Annotated in this window: 16 protein-coding genes; 4 read left to right on the top strand and 12 right to left on the bottom strand. The window is 57.4% G+C overall.

The window, feature by feature from the left end:
- Positions 1-6: 6 nt before the first annotated feature.
- Positions 7-1,302: an extracellular solute-binding protein gene (locus G6L01_RS25465; protein ID WP_060720030.1), complete on the bottom strand. Its 1,296-nt coding sequence runs from the start codon at positions 1,300-1,302 to the stop codon at positions 7-9.
- A 184-nt stretch (positions 1,303-1,486) separates the two neighbouring features.
- On the opposite strand from G6L01_RS25465, the gene G6L01_RS25460 reads away from it, so the two are divergent.
- Positions 1,487-2,485, top strand: coding sequence for an ABC transporter ATP-binding protein (locus G6L01_RS25460; RefSeq protein ID WP_060720031.1), 999 nt, complete (start codon positions 1,487-1,489; stop codon positions 2,483-2,485).
- Positions 2,486-2,654: 169 nt separating this feature from the next.
- Here the strand turns inward: G6L01_RS25460 and G6L01_RS25455 are convergent, their stop codons facing one another.
- The 8 genes from G6L01_RS25455 to G6L01_RS25420 all read right to left on the bottom strand — a co-directional run bounded on the left by G6L01_RS25455 (position 2,655) and on the right by G6L01_RS25420 (position 12,376).
- Positions 2,655-4,292 carry an acyltransferase gene (locus tag G6L01_RS25455; protein WP_060720032.1) on the bottom strand — a complete coding sequence of 546 codons (1,638 nt, stop codon included), beginning with the start codon at positions 4,290-4,292 and terminating at the stop codon, positions 2,655-2,657.
- Positions 4,293-4,297: 5 nt separating this feature from the next.
- Complete coding sequence (locus tag G6L01_RS25450; protein WP_060720033.1) at positions 4,298-6,145, bottom strand: DUF2264 domain-containing protein; 1,848 nt, start codon at positions 6,143-6,145, stop codon at positions 4,298-4,300.
- 74 nt (positions 6,146-6,219) lie between these two features.
- Positions 6,220-7,446: an ABC transporter substrate-binding protein gene (locus tag G6L01_RS25445; RefSeq protein ID WP_411910113.1), complete on the bottom strand. Its 1,227-nt coding sequence runs from the start codon at positions 7,444-7,446 to the stop codon at positions 6,220-6,222.
- Positions 7,447-7,549: 103 nt separating this feature from the next.
- Positions 7,550-8,260 (bottom strand): DUF624 domain-containing protein, encoded by a 711-nt coding sequence (locus G6L01_RS25440; RefSeq protein WP_060720035.1) that lies wholly within the window; start codon positions 8,258-8,260, stop codon positions 7,550-7,552.
- A gap of 12 nt (positions 8,261-8,272) precedes the next feature.
- The gene (locus tag G6L01_RS25435; protein WP_060720036.1) at positions 8,273-9,382 is read right to left on the bottom strand and encodes an ABC transporter ATP-binding protein; all 1,110 of its coding nucleotides are present in this window, start codon (positions 9,380-9,382) and stop codon (positions 8,273-8,275) included.
- Between the two features lie 14 nt (positions 9,383-9,396).
- Positions 9,397-10,569: a glycoside hydrolase family 88 protein gene (locus G6L01_RS25430; RefSeq protein WP_060720037.1), complete on the bottom strand. Its 1,173-nt coding sequence runs from the start codon at positions 10,567-10,569 to the stop codon at positions 9,397-9,399.
- A 4-nt stretch (positions 10,570-10,573) separates the two neighbouring features.
- A complete protein-coding gene (locus G6L01_RS25425; RefSeq protein WP_060720038.1) occupies positions 10,574-11,410 on the bottom strand; it encodes a carbohydrate ABC transporter permease in 837 nt (278 codons plus the stop codon).
- Between the two features lie 3 nt (positions 11,411-11,413).
- On the bottom strand, positions 11,414-12,376 hold the full coding sequence (locus tag G6L01_RS25420) for a carbohydrate ABC transporter permease (RefSeq protein ID WP_060720039.1): 963 nt from the start codon (positions 12,374-12,376) through the stop codon (positions 11,414-11,416).
- A gap of 212 nt (positions 12,377-12,588) precedes the next feature.
- Between G6L01_RS25420 and G6L01_RS25415 the strand changes: the two genes are divergently transcribed.
- Both G6L01_RS25415 and G6L01_RS25410 read left to right on the top strand, forming a co-directional pair.
- Positions 12,589-14,394 carry a heparinase II/III domain-containing protein gene (locus tag G6L01_RS25415; RefSeq protein WP_060720040.1) on the top strand — a complete coding sequence of 602 codons (1,806 nt, stop codon included), beginning with the start codon at positions 12,589-12,591 and terminating at the stop codon, positions 14,392-14,394.
- Between the two features lie 10 nt (positions 14,395-14,404).
- Entirely contained in the window at positions 14,405-15,190 is a 786-nt protein-coding gene (locus tag G6L01_RS25410) for a hypothetical protein (protein WP_060720041.1), read from the top strand.
- A 4-nt stretch (positions 15,191-15,194) separates the two neighbouring features.
- On the opposite strand, the gene G6L01_RS25405 is transcribed toward G6L01_RS25410, so the two are convergent.
- The 3 genes from G6L01_RS25405 to G6L01_RS25395 all read right to left on the bottom strand — a co-directional run bounded on the left by G6L01_RS25405 (position 15,195) and on the right by G6L01_RS25395 (position 16,873).
- Complete coding sequence (locus G6L01_RS25405) at positions 15,195-15,956, bottom strand: FadR/GntR family transcriptional regulator (RefSeq protein WP_060720042.1); 762 nt, start codon at positions 15,954-15,956, stop codon at positions 15,195-15,197.
- Positions 15,957-16,066: 110 nt separating this feature from the next.
- Complete coding sequence (locus G6L01_RS25400; protein WP_060720043.1) at positions 16,067-16,324, bottom strand: WGR domain-containing protein; 258 nt, start codon at positions 16,322-16,324, stop codon at positions 16,067-16,069.
- 108 nt (positions 16,325-16,432) lie between these two features.
- Positions 16,433-16,873: an RbsD/FucU family protein gene (locus G6L01_RS25395; protein WP_060720044.1), complete on the bottom strand. Its 441-nt coding sequence runs from the start codon at positions 16,871-16,873 to the stop codon at positions 16,433-16,435.
- A 360-nt stretch (positions 16,874-17,233) separates the two neighbouring features.
- Here G6L01_RS25395 and G6L01_RS25390 point away from each other — a divergent pair, with 360 nt between their 5' ends.
- Positions 17,234-18,295, top strand: coding sequence for an ABC transporter ATP-binding protein (locus tag G6L01_RS25390; RefSeq protein ID WP_060720110.1), 1,062 nt, complete (start codon positions 17,234-17,236; stop codon positions 18,293-18,295).
- Positions 18,296-18,299: the final 4 nt, after the last annotated feature.

The following is an 18,299-nucleotide window of genomic DNA, read 5'->3' as shown; positions in this document are numbered from 1 at the left end:
AAGCGGTTAATGGCTGTCAAATGCCGCAAGCGAAGCTTTGAAGGCTTCATCGACAGCCGCATCCGTGGCTTGCGTTCCCGTCAATACCTTGCCCATCATGATCTGAATCTGATTGGAGATTTCGGGATAGACCGGCGCGCCGGGCCGGGCTTGGCCGACTTTGAGGGCCTCCGAGAAAGCCTTGTTGATGTCGGAGGAGAAAATCTTGTATTTCTCATAGAGGTCCGCGCGGGTTGGCAATTGCCCCTGAACCTCATTGGCAGGTCCCATATAGACATCGCGGGCAAGATCAGCACACATTTTCACTTTCGCCGGATCGGAGGCAAAAGAAGCAACAGTCCAGCCACCTGTGCCGGTCGAGCGCTGATCTTTGGTGGGACCGGGCAGGGGTGAGAAGGTCCATTTGGCCAGTTCTTCCGGCTCAAGGGCGGCTTGCAACTGGCCATATTGCCAATTTCCACCGACAAACAGCGCCGTGGTGCCAGCGGCAGCGGCGGCATTGAAATCATCATAATTGCCAATGGTGGCCACCCGCTTGGGGGCAGCACCAGATTCCACCAGGTCGCGGTAGTAATTCACCGCCTTGACGAATTTTTCCCGCTCAGCACCTTCGCCAAAGATCGGCTTGCCGTTCTCATCGACCAACTTGCCACCTTCGGCCCAGAAATTGGCCAGCCAGTCAAAGGTGGTGCCTTCATAGCGTGAGCCGTTGAACAGAATGCCTTCCATGCCCTCTTCCACGGAGTGCAGCGCAGCCTTTTTGGTCTCGTCCCATGTCTGCGGCGCGTCTGGAACGATTTCTTTGTTGCGATAGAGAACACGCAGATCGGTCGACCACCACCAGGCATAAATCTGGCCGTCAGCTCCGGTAACGCCCTCGCGAATGAAGGGGAAAAGCTGGTCGATCTCTTCCTTAGTAAAGTACGGTGAGAAAGACTTCAGCACGCCAGCTTTTTTGAAAACAGGCAGCACGAAAGAGTCCACGGCAGCGCAATCAGGTGCATTGCCGGATTTGGCCTGCTCCACCATGCGGGCCTGCTCCTGGCTGATGTCCCCCGTCATCATCTGCAATTCAATGCGCCAGCCGGGATGCTTGGCAATAAACTGATTGAACAGCTTGCCATAGCCTTCAGCGACAACCGGATCATTGTTGCGCGGACCATCGGTCGTCATGCGAAATGTCATTTTATTGGGCGCGTCAGCCGGGCCAACCGTGTCGCCGGTGATCATGTCACTGGCATTCCCGCCCACGGGGGCAACCAACAGCGCGACAAGCGTCAACGCATGCCTGTTCTTCTTCATGTGTGCTCCTCCCAAAGTCGCATGCCGCTGAGTGCCATGCGTTAAACCCTCAATCGCGGGCAAGTCTCCGCCCCGCTTCGTCCTCCGATGCCTGCTGTCTCCTTCAACAGGCATCTTCCCTGAACGCAATAAATAGATTAAATCACTTTTGTTTTGCGTCAAGCGATTTGTCTGGGAGGAAATCATGGCTGTGGTGCGGATTGAAAATTTACGCAAGCATTACGGGGCCTTGGAGGTCATCCACGGTGTGGATCTCGAAGTCGGGAACGGGGAGTTCCTGGCGCTGGTTGGACCATCCGGTTGCGGAAAATCAACATTCCTACGGATGATTGCAGGTTTGGAAGAGGTATCCGGCGGCGATATTTTTATTGATGGTACTCGCATCAATGACTTGAGCCCACGCGAGCGCGACATTGCCATGGTGTTTCAAAATTATGCGCTCTATCCGCATATGACCGTAGCCGAGAACATGGGTTTTGCCCTCAAGCTCGCAGGGCATTCTGCGGCAGACATCAACACCCGCGTGGCAAAGGCGTCCGAGGTCCTGGGTCTTGAACCATATCTTAAACGCAAGCCCGCAGCTCTTTCAGGCGGGCAGCGTCAGCGCGTTGCTATGGGCAGGGCCATTGTCCGCGACCCCAAGGTTTTTCTGTTCGATGAACCTCTCTCCAATCTCGATGCCAAACTGCGGGTGCAAATGCGCTCGGAAATACGGGAATTACAGAAAAGATTAAAAGCAACAACCGTTTACGTCACCCATGATCAGGTGGAAGCCATGACCATGGCCGACAAAATTGCGGTGTTCAACAAGGGCGTCCTTGAGCAATTGGGCACGCCGCTGGAGCTTTATCACAGGCCAGCCAATCTGTTTGTTGCTGCCTTCATTGGTTCGCCACAAATGAACCTCGTGTCGGGGGAGGCAGCCCAACGAGACGGAGCAACAACCATTGGCATCCGTCCAGAGCATTTCGTGTTGTCAGAGGACCAGGACGCCTGGAGCGGTGCAGTTGTGGCTGCGGAATGCCTTGGAAGCGATACCTTTATCACCATCGACTCTGCCCTGTATGGAAAGCTGCTCATACGCACCAGCGGCAGCTACGAGCCAAGGATCGGTGAAACCATCAGCGCTAAGCCGATGGACGGATGCCTTCACCGGTTCGATGAGGCGGGAAGGTCAATATAGAAGGAAAACATAGAGGCCTTATCGCGACACTTTGCGCGGTTACCCGAATATGGCAGGCCTTTCGAGATCATACGCCCCGGGAGGCCACTTCAAATTACGTAGAAAATGACATAATCGACATCTCGCAGCAAAGAGGTTGGCGAGGGGAGTAGCGTTTGAAAATGCTGTCTCACCCTTGATACCGATGAATACCTCGTGGCTTGAATGACAGACTGCTGGAGAGGTTCAGGAGTTCGGCTGAAAGCCAACAGGTCGTGAGCCACATTTCAGTTCCCTGCAACCCGGGCCGATGACCGTCTGCGAACGGAAAGCCTTGCCCGCTTTGCCACCGTGTAGACAGTTGCAGAATGATGCCGGTTGCGATTTCCATCGCCTCGTCGCGGCGATGAGGTGTCTGCTTCAGGCAAAGGAGCAGCGGGTGGATCGTGTCGAGCAGATTGCAGGCATTGAAGCCTTGTCCACGAAATCCGTCATGAGCCCGGTAATTGGCGATCACGGAATCGATGGCGGCATCCGGATAAGGAACCGGTATGCCAAATTGCGCATGAGCGCCGCGCGTCAGCCGGTAAAAACCATTGACCGGCTGCAACAGTCCTTCCTCCGGTGTCTCAGTACCCCAAAGGCCGGATGCTGGATTGCAGTTGAGGCTTAGCCAGCCAAACAAACTGTGCCGGTTGGCTCCTGCGTCAAAATAGCGACCGTTGAAATGCAAGGCGGTTGCAATGGCATCGACGGTCGCGCCGCAATGCCAGGCGCGTGTTTGCCAGGGCAGCTCATCCAGCCATTGCACGAGATCACCTGCACTCATGCGTTCGATGAACCGGAAGAGGTGAGGTGGCGCTGATCCCAGGCACTCAAGACCGTATCCAACGGCCAAAACATTGTACAAGGCAATCGGATCGTGATGCAGAGGCTGTTGTGCTGCACGATAAGGGTCCGGGAAAAGCCCAGTTTCTGGGTCCTGAATGGCTTGCAGGCGGGCTATGGTGGCATCGACATCGAACATCGAGCCGATATCACCGAAGGCTGCGGCAATTTCGATGGCGTCGCAGAGATGGCGGACGCTGGTAACGGGTTTGCCGCTTGCATCCGGCGCGCTGTAATCATCTCCGATACGATATCGCTCCACCACCGCTCGCCAATCAGCCGAAGCGGCAGCATTGATCGCGGCAAGCGCGGCTTCGACCACCACCGTTTTGCGGGGAGATGTCGTGTCTTTGCCACGCATCCGCAGCACGCGGGCCGGTACGCCGCCAGCGATGGCCTGTGGTGTGATGTCTTTCGAGACCACGGCACCAGCAGCGATAATGGCGCCGCTGCCGATCCGGGCGCCATCCAGAATGACTGCATTGGCGCCGATCCAGACATCATCGCCGATCTCGATGCCAAGCGATGTCAACGGCTGGCGATAGATCGGCGTTTCGAGATCGTCGAAGCCATGATTGAAGCCGACAATGCTGACATGAGAGGCAATTCGCACATCATCTCCCACCCGCACCCGGCCAGAGATGCAGGCATAGGCATTGATCGAAACGTTTTCACCAAGCTCGATATCGCCCCGCACCAGCGCGTGACCGGCAATCCAGGAGCCCGCACCCATCACCAGCCTGTCGGTATGGATTTCAGCCTTTTCCGCCACATAAACACCCGGCGAAAATGTTGCGCCGGCATAGGTCTGGAGCTGGCGAAGCCGGGCCTGATGGGCCACGCTCTCGATATCCTGCCCGTTCCGTTCCCAGGTGAGGATATTGAGCCGCTGGCGGCGCAAGGATGCCGCTTCCTCGTTGGCGTGGTTATCCCTGCTCATGACGCTTAGCCAATATCGAAGGCCGCGACACGGCGTCCAGCGTCTCGAAACTGCTGCTCCAACACCTCGAGATCAGGGCAAGTAGGCGGAGTGGCAAGCGCCTCGTCTGCGTCATGTCCCAGCGGCAGGGCGAAGGCTGCCGTCACCAGCACGGTTCGGCCCGGTTCGAGTGTGCCACGCAATTGCGGCAGGTTGGTTTTCGCCCATAAAAGATTGGTATTGGCAATCGACACATGGGCGCGGCCGATGCGGTGGTGGTCGGATAGATCGACAATGGCGCTGATGTCCGTTTGCCCGAACCAGACCGCGCGGCCAGCGCTTTCTTCCATACGGTCGCGGCTGAAGTCGGCGCGGGGAATGGCAAAACCGCCTTCGCTGGTCATCAGGCGGCGCGGCGTTGCGATCCGATGGATGCGGATATGCCAGGGATTTCGTGGCACGAGCCAGGTTTCGACAGTCACATCCGCCCAGGGCTTCCACCGGGAATAGAGTCTGTCATCGGCAATCATCGCCTCTTCAAGCGTCTCGCGCATCCTAAAATGCACGCCATCATCCGACAGCCCCAGCATGCCATCAAAACTGGCCGCATCGAAATGGCGATCATTGGCCTCGATATTAAAGGTATAGCGGGTCGAATAGACGAATTTGGCGTATTTCTCGTTGGAGCCGCGCATCTTGTCATGTTCCTGGCCGGAGGCGAGAATGACGACATTGCCCGGCGTGTGCATGGCCACCATGCCCGGCTTTTCGAGCGGCACAGGCGCATTGAAGGACGGCGCATCGGCTTCCTGCGCCAGCCAGAACGGGTGATCGGCGGGCAGGGCCAGCGGGAGAAAGAATTTCAGCGCCCAATAGGGCGAGCCGGGCGAATTATAGCTCTCACTCATCAGCAAATTGGGATAGCCGTAGCCGACAGACAGCACACCGTCGCGGTCGGCAATCGGCAATGCCGACCACCAGCGGATATGGCGCATGTAATAGCCCTTGATCTCAACCCATGGCAGGGCGTCAAGATCTGCAAAGGCAAGCGCGCCCCAGAAACCACCAGCGGCAAAACGGTAGGTCTGGCTGCGCCCAAAAGCGAGTGCAGCACCATCTGGGCCGAACCAGTGACGGATATCCCTGGCAAAGATCGTTGCGCGCTCACGAAGACGGATTTTGCGGGCCTCGTCTTTGCTGGCAAGGACGGCATAAATCAGCCCGTAAAAATGCATGGCAAAAGGAATGTAGTGGTCCACCCGACGCACCGGCCCATCGCGGTACCAGCCATCACCAATATCGAATCCTTCCAGCTCATCGAGATAGGCAATGGTCTTGGTGTGGTCGAATTCTACTCCGACCCGCTCCAGTCCCAGATCGACCAGAACCCGGAAGAATTTCCAATTGTTATCGACGTATTCGCGGTCTCTGGCCTTGAGCAGATAGGCCGAGACGCTGGCCTTCGCGGCATCGTCCAGAGGCTCCCAGATATGCTGCGGCACCATGGCGAGCGCAAAGCCGATGGCAGCAAGCTCCACAAGCCGTTGATTGCGATCAGAGACATCGCCCCAATAGTCTTCGTGCTGCGGATCGGTGCCATGGGCCAGGCCACGCCGGTAAAGATCCCAATGCGGAAAATCGCCGCCGCCCGCCACAAAGGGAGCGATGCCCCAAAGCGGCCGGGCAAAGCATTCGAGATCAGCTGCCGCATGATCGAAGATCGCGCCGGATGCGCCAAGCCTTACCCGTCCACCACCTTGCGAAAAATAGGGCAGGAGCGGCGTGAACAAGTCGAGCAGCGCTTTCGCCATATCATCGCGGCTGCGCAACGGGTTGCCGTAGAGCGGGTTGGCCTGGGCTGGATCGTAAACCACAATCGATATCCATGAATTGATTCAAATGAATTGGCCGCAGGAAGGTGTGAACCTGCGGCCAGACTTGTTGTGGACTATTTGATCGCCTTGACGCCGTCGTTCATCTCCTTCAGGCCATCATCGATAGATGTGTTGTCGGTCATGATCGCGTCATGCACACGGTTCAGCACAACCTCGATCTTTGCCGCATTGGGACTGACCGCCATTTCCAGATAGGATTTGCCGGCTTTCAGCGCCGCCTTGCTGTTTTCGTCCTGTGGGAAGCCGGGCAGCGAGGTGATCTTGGTGCTGACATCGTCGGTGCGCACTGCGGGCAAAGTTCCCGTGTCGGCAATGATTGCCGCACCTTCAGGTCCCGTCACGAACTTGATGAAGTCGAGCGCCACGTCCTTGTGGGCTGAGTTGTTATTGACCGAAAGGGCCGCAATCTGCGCCGCCGTTGTGCCGGCGGCAACGCCATCCGGGTGCGGGAACTTGACGATGCCCCAGTTCTTGCTCTTGGATTCGCCGGACTTTACCTTGGCGATCTGGGTGCCGATAAACCAGGTACCCATCGGCAGCATGCCGACCGTCCCGTTGAAGAACAGTGCCGAATAGTGGGTATTGGAGGTTTTGAGCGATGCATAGGACGGGATTGCCCCTTCCTTTTGAAGCTTCAGCGCCCGCGCGTACCAGGGCTTCAGAAAGGCGTAATCGCCACCGACCAGCGTGTGCTGACCATCCATGATGCCTGGAAGCTGGACGGTGGAACGCCATGTGTGCAGCAATGCGCCATAGGTCTTATTGACCCCCATGCCGCCCTTCAGCTTGCCCGCGATCTCATCGAATTGCGCCCAGGTCATGTCATTGGTCGGGTAGGAAACGCCTGCCTTGTCGAAGATGTCCTTGTTGTAATAGACCACCCAGAAGTCGGAGCGGAAGGGCAGGGCATAGACCTTGCCGTCGATGCTCAGCTCCTCGATAAGCCCGCCATATCCAGCTTTGTCGATCTTCTGCTCGGTCATGAAGCCGGAGAGATCGCCGATAGAGTTGGCCCGCACCAGGGTTGCGTAACCCGGCACGTCCTTGATGGTGACGACATCGATATCCTTGGCGCCACCGGTCAGTTGGGTAGCGATCATCTGCGTGTAGTCTTGCGAACCGAGATCCACCGGCTCGAATTTCACATTCGGATGCTTGGCCTGATAAGCTTCGATCAGCGGCTTGTAATAGGCCACCTTGTCCCAGTCCCACAGCGCCCATTTCAGGGTGATGGGGGCTGCCGATTGTGCGAACGCCCCTCCTGCCATGGCGGTGGCCATTCCCAGTGCCGCAGTGGCAATGGTCAGCGATATCCCAAATGTCTGCCTGTACATTCTGTTCTCCTCCCTGAGTGTCTTGTTGAAAGCGCCTCCCAGCGGCTTTCTATGAAATTTCTGTCGTTCGATACGAAGTATCTTGCTCAGCCAGAACCAGCGCGGCTGCCCGATGCGCGGCGAATGAAATGGCGAACATTCCAAGTGAAAAATTGATCATTGCCGGCATGAAGACGGAAACCGGGTAGAGCAGCACATGCACGAGCCAGAGGGCCGCAACAAACACCAGCGCCGCCACCGTCGGCAAGGGCCGCAGAAGCGTTGCCAGCGCCGATAGCCGCAGGATCTCCAGGGTGGCGCGCTTGCTCATCACCGTAAGCACAATGAAATGCGCCGACCACACGCCAACAAAACCGGTAGAGACAAGGCTGACAGCCAGGGGACCCGCGTAGATCAGGCTGTCAGGCGCTTGAGCGCCATAGGTTGTAATTGCGCAAAAGCCGATCCAGAGCGCGAGAACTGTTGCCAGGCCCCATCCCGTTGCCACGGCGACATAGCGACGAAAGGCTTCGGCAAAATCACGAAACAGGTAGACATTGCGGTCCTCCACCATGGAGCGACAAATACTGGTGGTGGCGAAGAGGGCCGCGGGCAGGGTGACGATGGGCAGCGCGGCGACCAGAAACAGAAGGTTGAGCTTGACCAGTTCCCACCATTCGCGCCCGATGATCTCGCAAAACAACGCAAGGCCGGTGCGCTTCGGCGCATCCTTGGCGATGCCCTTTCCCTCTTTTGTCCAGATGGCCTCCAACCATTGCATGGTATTGTCCTGTCAATAGAGGATCGACCGCTCGGTTTGCGGGTCAAACAATTGCGCATTGGTCATGTCGGCGGTGAGGCGCACCTGCTCACCGAGTTTGGCCTTGAAGCGCGGCGACACGCGAGCGACGATCGAGCGTCCGGCGACGACGAGATTGAGATGCACTTCCGAGCCCATCGGTTCTGCCAGTTCAACGACAGCCTCAAAGGATGCCGTATTGGCAGGGTCGATATCGCCCGGTGCCAGCTCATGAAAATTTTCAGGCCGTATGCCCAGAACGATGTCGCGGTCCAGATAGGGCGCGATGCGGCTCTGATCGAATGTCATCGGCAAGGGCAGGGCATGATCGTTGAAAACGGCGACGAAACCATCCCCCTGGCGCCGGATGGTCGAGGGGAGCATGTTCATCTGCGGCGCACCGATAAAGCCCGCCACGAACATGTTTATCGGATGGTCATAGAGCCGCTGCGGCGTATCGACCTGCTGGATATGGCCATCCTTCATGACAACGATGCGGTCGGCCATGGTCATGGCTTCCACCTGGTCATGGGTGACATAGATGAAGGTGGCGTTCAGCCGCTTGTGCAGCTTGGATATTTCGGCGCGCATCGTGCCGCGCAGCTTGGCATCGAGGTTGGACAGCGGCTCGTCTAGCAGAAACACTTCCGGATTGCGCACCATAGCACGGCCCAGAGCCACACGCTGGCGTTGGCCACCCGACAGCGCCTTGGGCTTGCGGTTCAACAGATGGGTGATGTCGAGGATCTTTGCCGCTTCCTGCACTTTTGTCTCGATCACATCGCGCGGCGCTTTCCGCAACTCAAGCCCGAACGCCATGTTCTTGTAGACAGTCATATGCGGGTAGAGCGCGTAATTCTGGAAGACCATGGCAATGTCGCGATCCTTCGACGGCACGTCATTCATCAGGTCCTCGCCGATCAGCAATTGCCCGCCGGAGATTTCCTCCAGCCCCGCGATCATTCTGAGCGTGGTGGATTTGCCGCAGCCGGACGGCCCGACGAGGATGATGAATTCCTTGTCGGCGATCTCAAGGTCGATATCGTGCACTACTTTCAGTGCGCCGAAGGACTTATTGAGCTTTTTTAGCGAAATGCTTGCCATTTACCCCTCACGCATCACCAATAGGAAGACCAGTTGCGCGACAGGCGCGTCAAAGCTTCCATGTAATAGTAGTCACCCCAGGACACGCACTCATCAACACCTTCGCCGCGGCAGGTGTTGTGGGGAGTCTTTTTCGAGTAGGTGCCATGCAGGACAAGCCCGTTGGAAACGGACGGGTCCTTAACGGCATAGCGATCGGCCAGACTTTTCATCATCCGCCGGGCCAGATCGCGGTAGCGTGCGGCGTCCACGTCTTCCACGAGATCGGCCATTTCCAGAAGGCCGCAAGCGACGATGGAGGCGGACGAACTGTCACGCGGCTCACCATCCCCTGCCGAAAAGATCAGGTCCCAGACCGGCACGAGATCGTCCGGAAGCCGTTGCAGATAAAAGCCCAGCAACCGCTCAAAAGCGTCGCGGTATTCGGCAATGCGCTCGTAGCGATAGGACAGGGCCATGCCCGCGATGCCCCAGGCCTGTCCGCGTGCCCAGAAACTGTCGTCGCTATAGCCTTGCTTGGTTACGCCGCGTACCGGAGCACCCGTTACCGGGTCCATGTAGAAGGTGTGATAGGTGGAGCAGTCCTCCCGCACCGAATGGGCAAGCGTGGTGCGCGCATGGGAGAGCGCAATCTCGCGGTATTTTTCATCCCCTGTTTCGCCAGTCGCCCAATAGAGCAGCGGCAGGTTCAACAGGCAGTCGATAATATAGCGGTATTCGTTTGGGTTGCCCTTGGCGCCCCAGGCCTGGATGAATTGCCCAATGGGCTGGTAGCGCTCGATTAACTGGTCGGCGGCCAGGAGTGCCGCCTTGCGTCCATCCTCGTCGCCCACCAGTTTCCAGGCGGCAATGCAGGAGGGCGAATAGAGAAACCCCATATCGTGATGGTCAGTGGCAATGCGGTTTTCGATACGATGCAGAAAGCTTTGCACCTGGATCTGGGCCGCATAGCGAAACAGTTTGTCGCCGCTATGCTCATAAGCAAGCCAGATTTCGCCGGGCCAGAAGCCCGCCGTCCATTGGTCGTTGGCCACCGCCGGATACCGGTTGCAGACGCTGGAATGGTTCTGCGCCGCATAGGTGAAGTCAGGCAGATTGCGTCGCACCTGGGCGACCGCGATGTCGAGCGCCATGGTCACCTGTTGATCGGTGATTGGCTGTGGCGCGTTGGAAAACATGGCATTCATGACATCACCCCTTCAGCCCGGTCGATGCGACGCCTTCGACGAAGAAGCGCTGCAAAGCGAGAAAGACGACGAGCACGGGGATGAGCGCGACGACGGACGCCGCCATGATCAGCCCGTATTCGGCGGAATATTGCGATATGAACATCCGAAGCCCGATCTGGATGGTCTTCAGTTCGGTCTTGGTGAGATAGATCATCGGCCCCAGAAAATCGTTCCAGGTGGTGACGAAGGTGAAGATCGTCAGCGTCGATAGCGCTGGTTTCGACAGCGGCAGCATGATCTTCGCCCAGATCTGGTACTCGTTCATGCCGTCAATCCGGGCGGCTTCGCAGAGTTCCGTCGGGATCGACATATAGAACTGCCGCATCAGGAAGACGCCGAAGGCTGTAAAGGCTTGAAGGCAGATCAGCGCCAGATGGGTGTTGTTCAGCCCGAATTCGCGCATCAGCAGGAATTGCGGCACCATATAGACCTGCCAAGGCATAGCGATGGTGGCGATATAGCCGAGAAACATCGTGTTCTTGAAAGGAAAATGCAGTTTGGCGAAGGCATAGGCCGCAAAACTCGACGTCAACAATTGCAAAAGCGTGACGATGATCGTCAGCTTCGAGGTGTTGTAGATGAACAGCGCCAGCGGAATCTTCGTCCAGATATCGACATAGTTCTGCCAGCGCGGATGGGCCGGTATCCATTCGATCGGGAAGACGAAGACGTCGCGGTCGAGCTTCAGCGAGGCCGACAGCATCCAGGCAAACGGCAGCAACATGATGATGGTGACGGCGATGACCGTTGCGTAAATGGCAAGTGTCGAAACCCTGATCCTGCGTCCGGCAATCCGCATGGCTCAATCCTCCCTCTGGCGGCGGAACTGGATGACGGTGACCGCCAGAACCAGGAAGAACAGCACCAGGGCAATCATGCTGGAATAGCCGAGATCCCAGGAAATGAAGGCTTCGTTATAGATATGATAGACCAGCACGAGGGTCGAGGTTCCAGGCCCGCCCTGGGTAATCATATAGACCTGATCGAACACCTTGAAGGACTGGATCGTCAGCATGACCGTGACGAAAAACGTCGTCGGGGCCAGCTGCGGCAGGGTGACATGCCGGAATTTCTGCCAGCCATTGGCGCCATCGAGACCGGCTGCCTCGTATAATTCGGCATTGATGCCCTGTAGCCCGGCCAGATAGATGACCATGTAATAGCCCATGCTCTTCCAGATACCGAACAGGATGACGGTGACCATCGCCCAATGCCGGTCGGCGGCCCAGCCCGGCATGTCGTTGGGATCGAGGCCGAGCGTGTAGAGCAGCATGTTGACCGGCCCCATTTCGGGGTTGAACAGCATGTTCCAGACAACGGCGACCGCGACCAGTGACGCAACATAGGGAAAGAACATCGCGGTGCGGAAGAAATCGCGACCACGGATTTTCTGGTTGAGCAGGATGGCGAGACCAAGCGCGCAGGCAAGCGTCGCAGGCACCGAGACAACAGTATAGATGACCGTGTTCCAAAACGCGGAGATAAAGGCCTTGTCGTCAAACAGCCGCCAGAAATTATCGAGCCCAGCAAAAGTGATCGGGTTTGAGCCGTCCCAATGCATGAAAGCCAGCGCAAAGGCAAAGAGGATGGGGCCGAGCGTAAAGACGGCAAAGCCTAGGAAATTTGGGGCAATGAAAGAATAGGCAATCAACGCATTTTCGATCCGCCGCCGGTGTCTGGACACGATCCGCACCCGGCGCTTCGAACTCGCACCTTTGCCGTTCTCGGCGCTGCCGCCAGATAGAACCGGACTGATGACCGTCATCAGCTTTCCTCCCGCACGAAGCCTTATCGTGCCATGCTCAAGCGTTCCATGCGGGTCTGCCTGTCGGCTGCACCCGTCTCCCGATCACTGCATAGCATAGATCGGTTATTGGTCAAACAACTTCCAATAACATCAGACAAATTTACTGGAAAGGTGAAAATAGGTATGATAGCAGGGGATCGTTAGACGGCGAGGAAGGGAAGGTGGACACCATGTTCAGCGAGCAAATCGGCAGCTTGCCGTCCCACCTTGCCGATTTCCAACCGGTCGCAGGTGTCGACGTCCATGCACTGCTGCAACGATTGGGCGCCGAACATCTCACCGCGCTGCAAGCCGCAGGCCGCACCGCGCTGGAGGCTGAATGGCCGCAAATCCTTGCCTCTCATTACCGTGACTATACCCAGACAGGAAACCGCTCGCGCTTCGAAGACCTGTATTTTCGCCGCCGCCTGAGGCTGAACGATCTGGTTCTGGCGGAATGCGCCGAGGATACAGGCGAGGGCGGAGGCGACTTCATCGACGCCATTATCGATGGTGTGATCCTGATCTGTGAGGAAAGCGGATGGCAATTGCCAGCGCATAACGCTTATGGACGAGGCGGTCCGCGCCAGCCCTTGCCCGATCCTGATGACCCTGTGGTCGATCTCTTCGCAGCCGAAACGGCGGCGAACCTGGCAACCCTGGTTTGGCTGCTGAGACCGACCCTTGCGCAACGCGATCCGCGCCTGCCTGCCCGCATAGAGCAGGAGATCCTCCGCCGTATCATCACCCCTTATCTTACCCGGCATTTCTGGTGGATGGGGCAGGGAAACGAGCGGATGAACAACTGGACCGCCTGGATCACCCAGAACGTCCTGATCGCCACCTTTTCCCTGCCCACCAGCCAGGAGATCCGCCGCGCAGTGCTGGTCAAGGCGCTGGGCAGTCTCGATGCCTTTCTCAAGGACTATGCCGAGGACGGGGCCTGCGAGGAAGGCGTGCTCTATTATCGCCATGCCGCTCTCTGTTTGTTTGGCGCCATGACCGTGCTGGATCAGGTCGTGCCGGACCTGTGCCGTCCGCTTTGGCAAACAGCCAAGATCCGCAACATGGCGGAATACATCCTCAACATGCATGTGTCTGGACGGCATTATTTCAATTTTGCCGATTCATCCGCAGTTCTGGAGCCCTGTAGCATCCGGGAATATCTGTTCGGCGACGCGGTCGGATCGAAAAGGCTGATGGGTTTTGCTGCTGCCGATATCCGGCAATCCGCCGATCCGCTGCTGTCGAAGGAGTGGAACCTCTGGTACCGGCTGACGGCAGCGACACGGTTGCCGGATGTTATACCCGCGCCCGCAAAGCCGGCGGCAAAAGGTGATATTTTCTACCCCGGCACCGGGCTTTTCATTGCCCGCGACAGCCGTTTCGATCTGGCGGTGAAGGGCGGACACAACGGCGAAAGCCATAATCATAACGATGTCGGCAGCCTGACGCTTTATAAGAACGGACAACCATTTCTCATCGATGTCGGCGTCGAAACCTATACGGCCAAAACCTTCTCCCCGCAGCGGTATGAGATCTGGACGATGCAGTCGGCCTACCACAATCTTCCAGCTTTTGCAGGCGTGATGCAGCAGGAGGGGCCGGAATGTGCCGCACGCGATGTAAAGACCGCTTTCGAGGTAGCGGAGGCACGCATTTCGCTGGAACTGGCCGCAGCTTACCCGAAGGAAGCAGCACTGCGCTCTTATCGCCGCAGCGTCCGACTCATTCGCGGCAGCCATATCGAGGTTATCGATGAGCATGACGGCGACAAGCCTGCCGTTCTGTCACTGATGACCTGCATTGCGCCACATATGGAAGCAGGGAAGCTGATCCTGAATGGTCTCGGTGAAATCAGTGTGAGCGGTGCGGCAGAGCCTATCATCGAGGTCATCGACATTGAAGATCCCCGGCTACGGCAGGCATGGCCAGCAAAAGTTTTCCGCACGCTGCTGCCGTTTGAGACATCGCGCTTATCGCTGACGATTACTTGAGGAGGTGAGGATGAGAGTGACACTCACGGTGATGGATGCTGCGGGCCGAAATCTGGCGCAGAGCAGTGCAGACCAAGACGCCTTTCTGGTCTATCGCCAGCCCTACCGTGACGGCGACCAGCTATTGGTTGACGTGTCAGAGCCCGGTCATATCCGTCTGGCGCTCGATGCCGCCATGACCCCGGCCATCCTCTATTTGCCGCAGGGCCGTTTCAGTTTTTCCATCCCGTTCGGCGCCAGAAAGATCGCTTATCCGCCCCATGCCTTTTGCGGAAATTTGCACCGGCTTTACGCTGCGAAGGCGAGGCCGGAAGAGATGGCGGCACAGAGAAACCTTGCCTTCAATCCCCTGGACGACAACGCCAATTCTCAAGCTTTTCCGCATGTGGAGGCCAATGTCGAAACACGCGGGGAGGCGGCCTTCGCAGTTCGCAATGTCATCGACGGTGAGCGAGCCAATAGCAATCACGGCTTCTGGCCGTTCACCAGTTGGGGGATCAACAGGGACCCGCAGGCTGCCCTGACCCTGTTTTTTGGCCGCCCGGTCACGCTCTGTGAAGTGGTTCTCACTCTGCGGGCTGATTTCCCGCACGATGCCTGGTGGGAAAGCGCAGTCCTGAGCTTTTCGGGTGGAGAAGAAACGCGGTTGGCGCTGGTCAAATCCTCTGCCGCCCAGTGTTTTAACCTGCCCGAAACGCGCACCGAATGGGTTCGGCTGCACAGTCTGGTGAAAGCCGACGATCCATCGCCGTTTCCGGCGCTGACCCAGATCGAGGCGTGGGGGACGGAGGCCTGAAAGTTCAGGCCTCGCTGCCGATGCCGCGCAGATCACGGAGCAGATCACGGTAGCGCAACTGGCTGCCGCGCAGATGATCCTGCATGGCGGCGCGGGCGGCTTTTTCGTCGCCGTCGGAAATCGCCACGACCACAGCCTGATGTTCCCTGTGAATGAGGCGGCGATAGGCCGTTTGCTCAGCCGCCCGGTTTTCCGCGACCACTTTGGACTGAGGGATGGCGGATGCTCCATGCATCTCAAGAAATTGCGTAAACAGCGGATTATTGGTGGCAGCAGCAATCGCCATATGCAGGGCCAGGTCGGCCTCTCGAATGGAACGGTCGGCCTCGATACAGGCCAGCAATTTTGCATGGCAGTCGAAAATCGCTTCCTCCTGCGCTGGCGAACGACGCAGTGCGGCAAGCCCGGCAGCCTCAATCTCCAGCGGCGTGCGGATCTCCAAAACCTCAAGATCTGAGGACAGCCGGGCGCGATCCAGCTTTGACGGGTTGGCGCGTGATTGATGATGATTGAGGACAAAAATGCCAGCCCCTTGGCGCACCTCCACCAGCCCATCATACCGCAGGCCGGTGACTGCCTCACGGATGACGGTTCGGCTGACGCCATGGGCCTCGGTCAGTTCCATCTCGCTGGGAAGCCGATCGCCCGGCGCATAGTCCCCGCCAAGGATAGCCTTGCGAAGGCTTTCGCTGACCTGTGCGACCAGGGAGCCAGCGCCCTTGGCGCGTGTTTTCACTTGTCCGGTCACACCATCCACCACTTCCATGCCCTACCGCTGAAGGCAGAGCTCTTTTCGTCTCTCTAGGAGGAATATGTATGATGAATCGTACTCAAATTCAACTGCTCTGTAAAAAAGCATGAAGATGTCTGATGTCTTCAAGATAGATGACCCGCGTCCTGGTAACCTCGTTTTCTTTTCGTCCGCTCCAGGCGCGAAAGCACCCGTTGGGCATCCTCCTTTCGATCAAAAGTCTCGATCAGGGTCTGGCCTGTTGTACCAATCCTACCCCAGTTGCGGATCACCGACGCGCCGCCGAACAGGGTCGGTTGCAGTGCGAGCGTGTAAAAGCGGCGCATGTTCTGCGACGGATCAATACGGCGAAGCTGGACCGGGCTGTTGTTCTCTTTCTCCATGGCCAGAGTCTGGCGTGGTTCTATGCAAGCGTCCAACGAGTTATCTGAATCGATCCAGCCTGATCGATTCACGCCTCTGATAGGTCATTCTGCCTTGGCGCCTTTATATCAAACGACGCCCTTACTGAAGATAAAACATCCATAGGGACCGGGATCGGAGGTTCTGACGATCGCAAAGGATGCCTTTGCCTCAGCGTAAAATGCGAAACGTTCCAGGGCGTCGATCTTGACCGGCCGTCCTTCCGATTGGTCCACCACACGTTGGATGGTTGAAAAGATTGGCATCTGCCCACCGGGATCGCCAACCACCTGCATTCTCTTCACCGGCGCGTCCACAAAGGTATCGAGGGGGAAAAGCGTCAGGATCGCCGCCGTGGCAACCTCCAGGCCGCAACCCGACAGATTGATGAGCTTGCCATAGGTCGTGTGCTTGGCAATCGTCTCTGCCGGATGGTTGATATCGCAGAGCACCAATTGGTCGCCGTGGCCCATCAGCATCAAGGCATGCAGCAATTCAGCGTTCAAAACCGGATCTATTCCCTTCAGCATTGACCTGCCTTCCCTTTGTTGTCGTGAATTTCTTCACGATTTGACATTTTTTTGTGATGTTTCCCGATGCGGCGATGCTTAAACAGGGCAACACGAGGGGCGTATTCACCGCAATTCATAGTTCAACGTCGCCAAAACTCCCGTTTCGACTGCACTTTGGTGAGCATCGAAAATATTTGAGTGAAACGCAATAACGGACTTTACCAAAATAAAAGATTGTGTGAAGTTCTCGGCGCAGACGGCGTCTTTCCGGACGTAAGGACTGTGGCGGTGAGAGGGAGGTCTCCAACCGTTACGGTTTTCCGGAAAACCGCTTAAACGGCGTGCGCAATGCACGCTGTCCTGGGAGGAGAACTGCTTTTGGCATCGATGAATATCGTCAATGTCGGCAAGGCCTACGGTAGCTTGACGGTTATCCATGGCGTTTCCGTCGAAATCCCTGATGGTGAATTCGTTGTTCTTGTCGGCCCATCGGGATGCGGCAAGTCCACGTTGTTGCGCATGGTTGCCGGGTTGGAGCCGATCACCTTTGGCGATGTCGTCATCGACGGAAAGGTCGTCAACGACCTGCCGCCGAAGGATCGCGATATCGCCATGGTCTTTCAGAGCTATGCGCTTTATCCGCACAAGACCGTGGCGGAGAATATGGGCTTTGCGCTGAAGATGCGTGGTGAGACCAAGTCCTTCATTGACGAGCGCGTTCGCAAGGCAGCGGAAATTCTCGATCTGGTCCCCTATCTGGCCCGCTATCCCCGTCAGCTTTCCGGCGGGCAGCGGCAACGGGTGGCGATGGGCCGGGCGATTGTCCGGGATCCGAAGGTTTTCCTGTTCGACGAACCTTTGTCCAATCTCGACGCCAAATTGCGGGTCCAGATGCGGGCCGAAATCAAGGAATTGCAACGCCGTCTGGCGACGACGATGATTTATGTGACCCATGATCAGGTCGAAGCCATGACCATGGCGGACCGTATCGTCGTGTTGCGGGATGGTCGCGTCGAGCAGATCGGCTCCCCGCTAACGCTTTACGATGCGCCAGCCAACATGTTCGTGGCCGGTTTTATCGGTTCGCCGTCGATGAACCTGATCAAGGGGCATATCCGGGCATCAACAACACCATTTTTCGAGACCGAAGAGGGCATCCGGCTTCCCTTGAATTCAGCTCCCGCAGGGTCTGACGGGCGAGCGGCTTTCTACGGCATTCGGCCTGAACATTTTGTGCTTGGTGGCGATGTCACCGCCAACGTCACCGTGCTGGAATCGACCGGAACGGAGACCCAGGTCTTCGCCCGGCTTGGCCAGCAAAAGGTTATCGGCGTGTTTCGCGAGCGTTTGACAGAGCCATCCGGCCAAGTGATCGCCATGACCCCGAACCCGGCCATGGTCCATCTGTTCGACGGTGAAACGGGGCTGCGGTTGGAATAGAGTT

Source organism: Agrobacterium vitis (assembly GCF_013337045.2).
Lineage (GTDB): Bacteria > Pseudomonadota > Alphaproteobacteria > Rhizobiales > Rhizobiaceae > Allorhizobium > Allorhizobium vitis_B.
The sequence above is the reverse complement of the archived record's forward strand: the minus strand, read 5'-3'. Positions and strand labels throughout refer to the sequence as shown.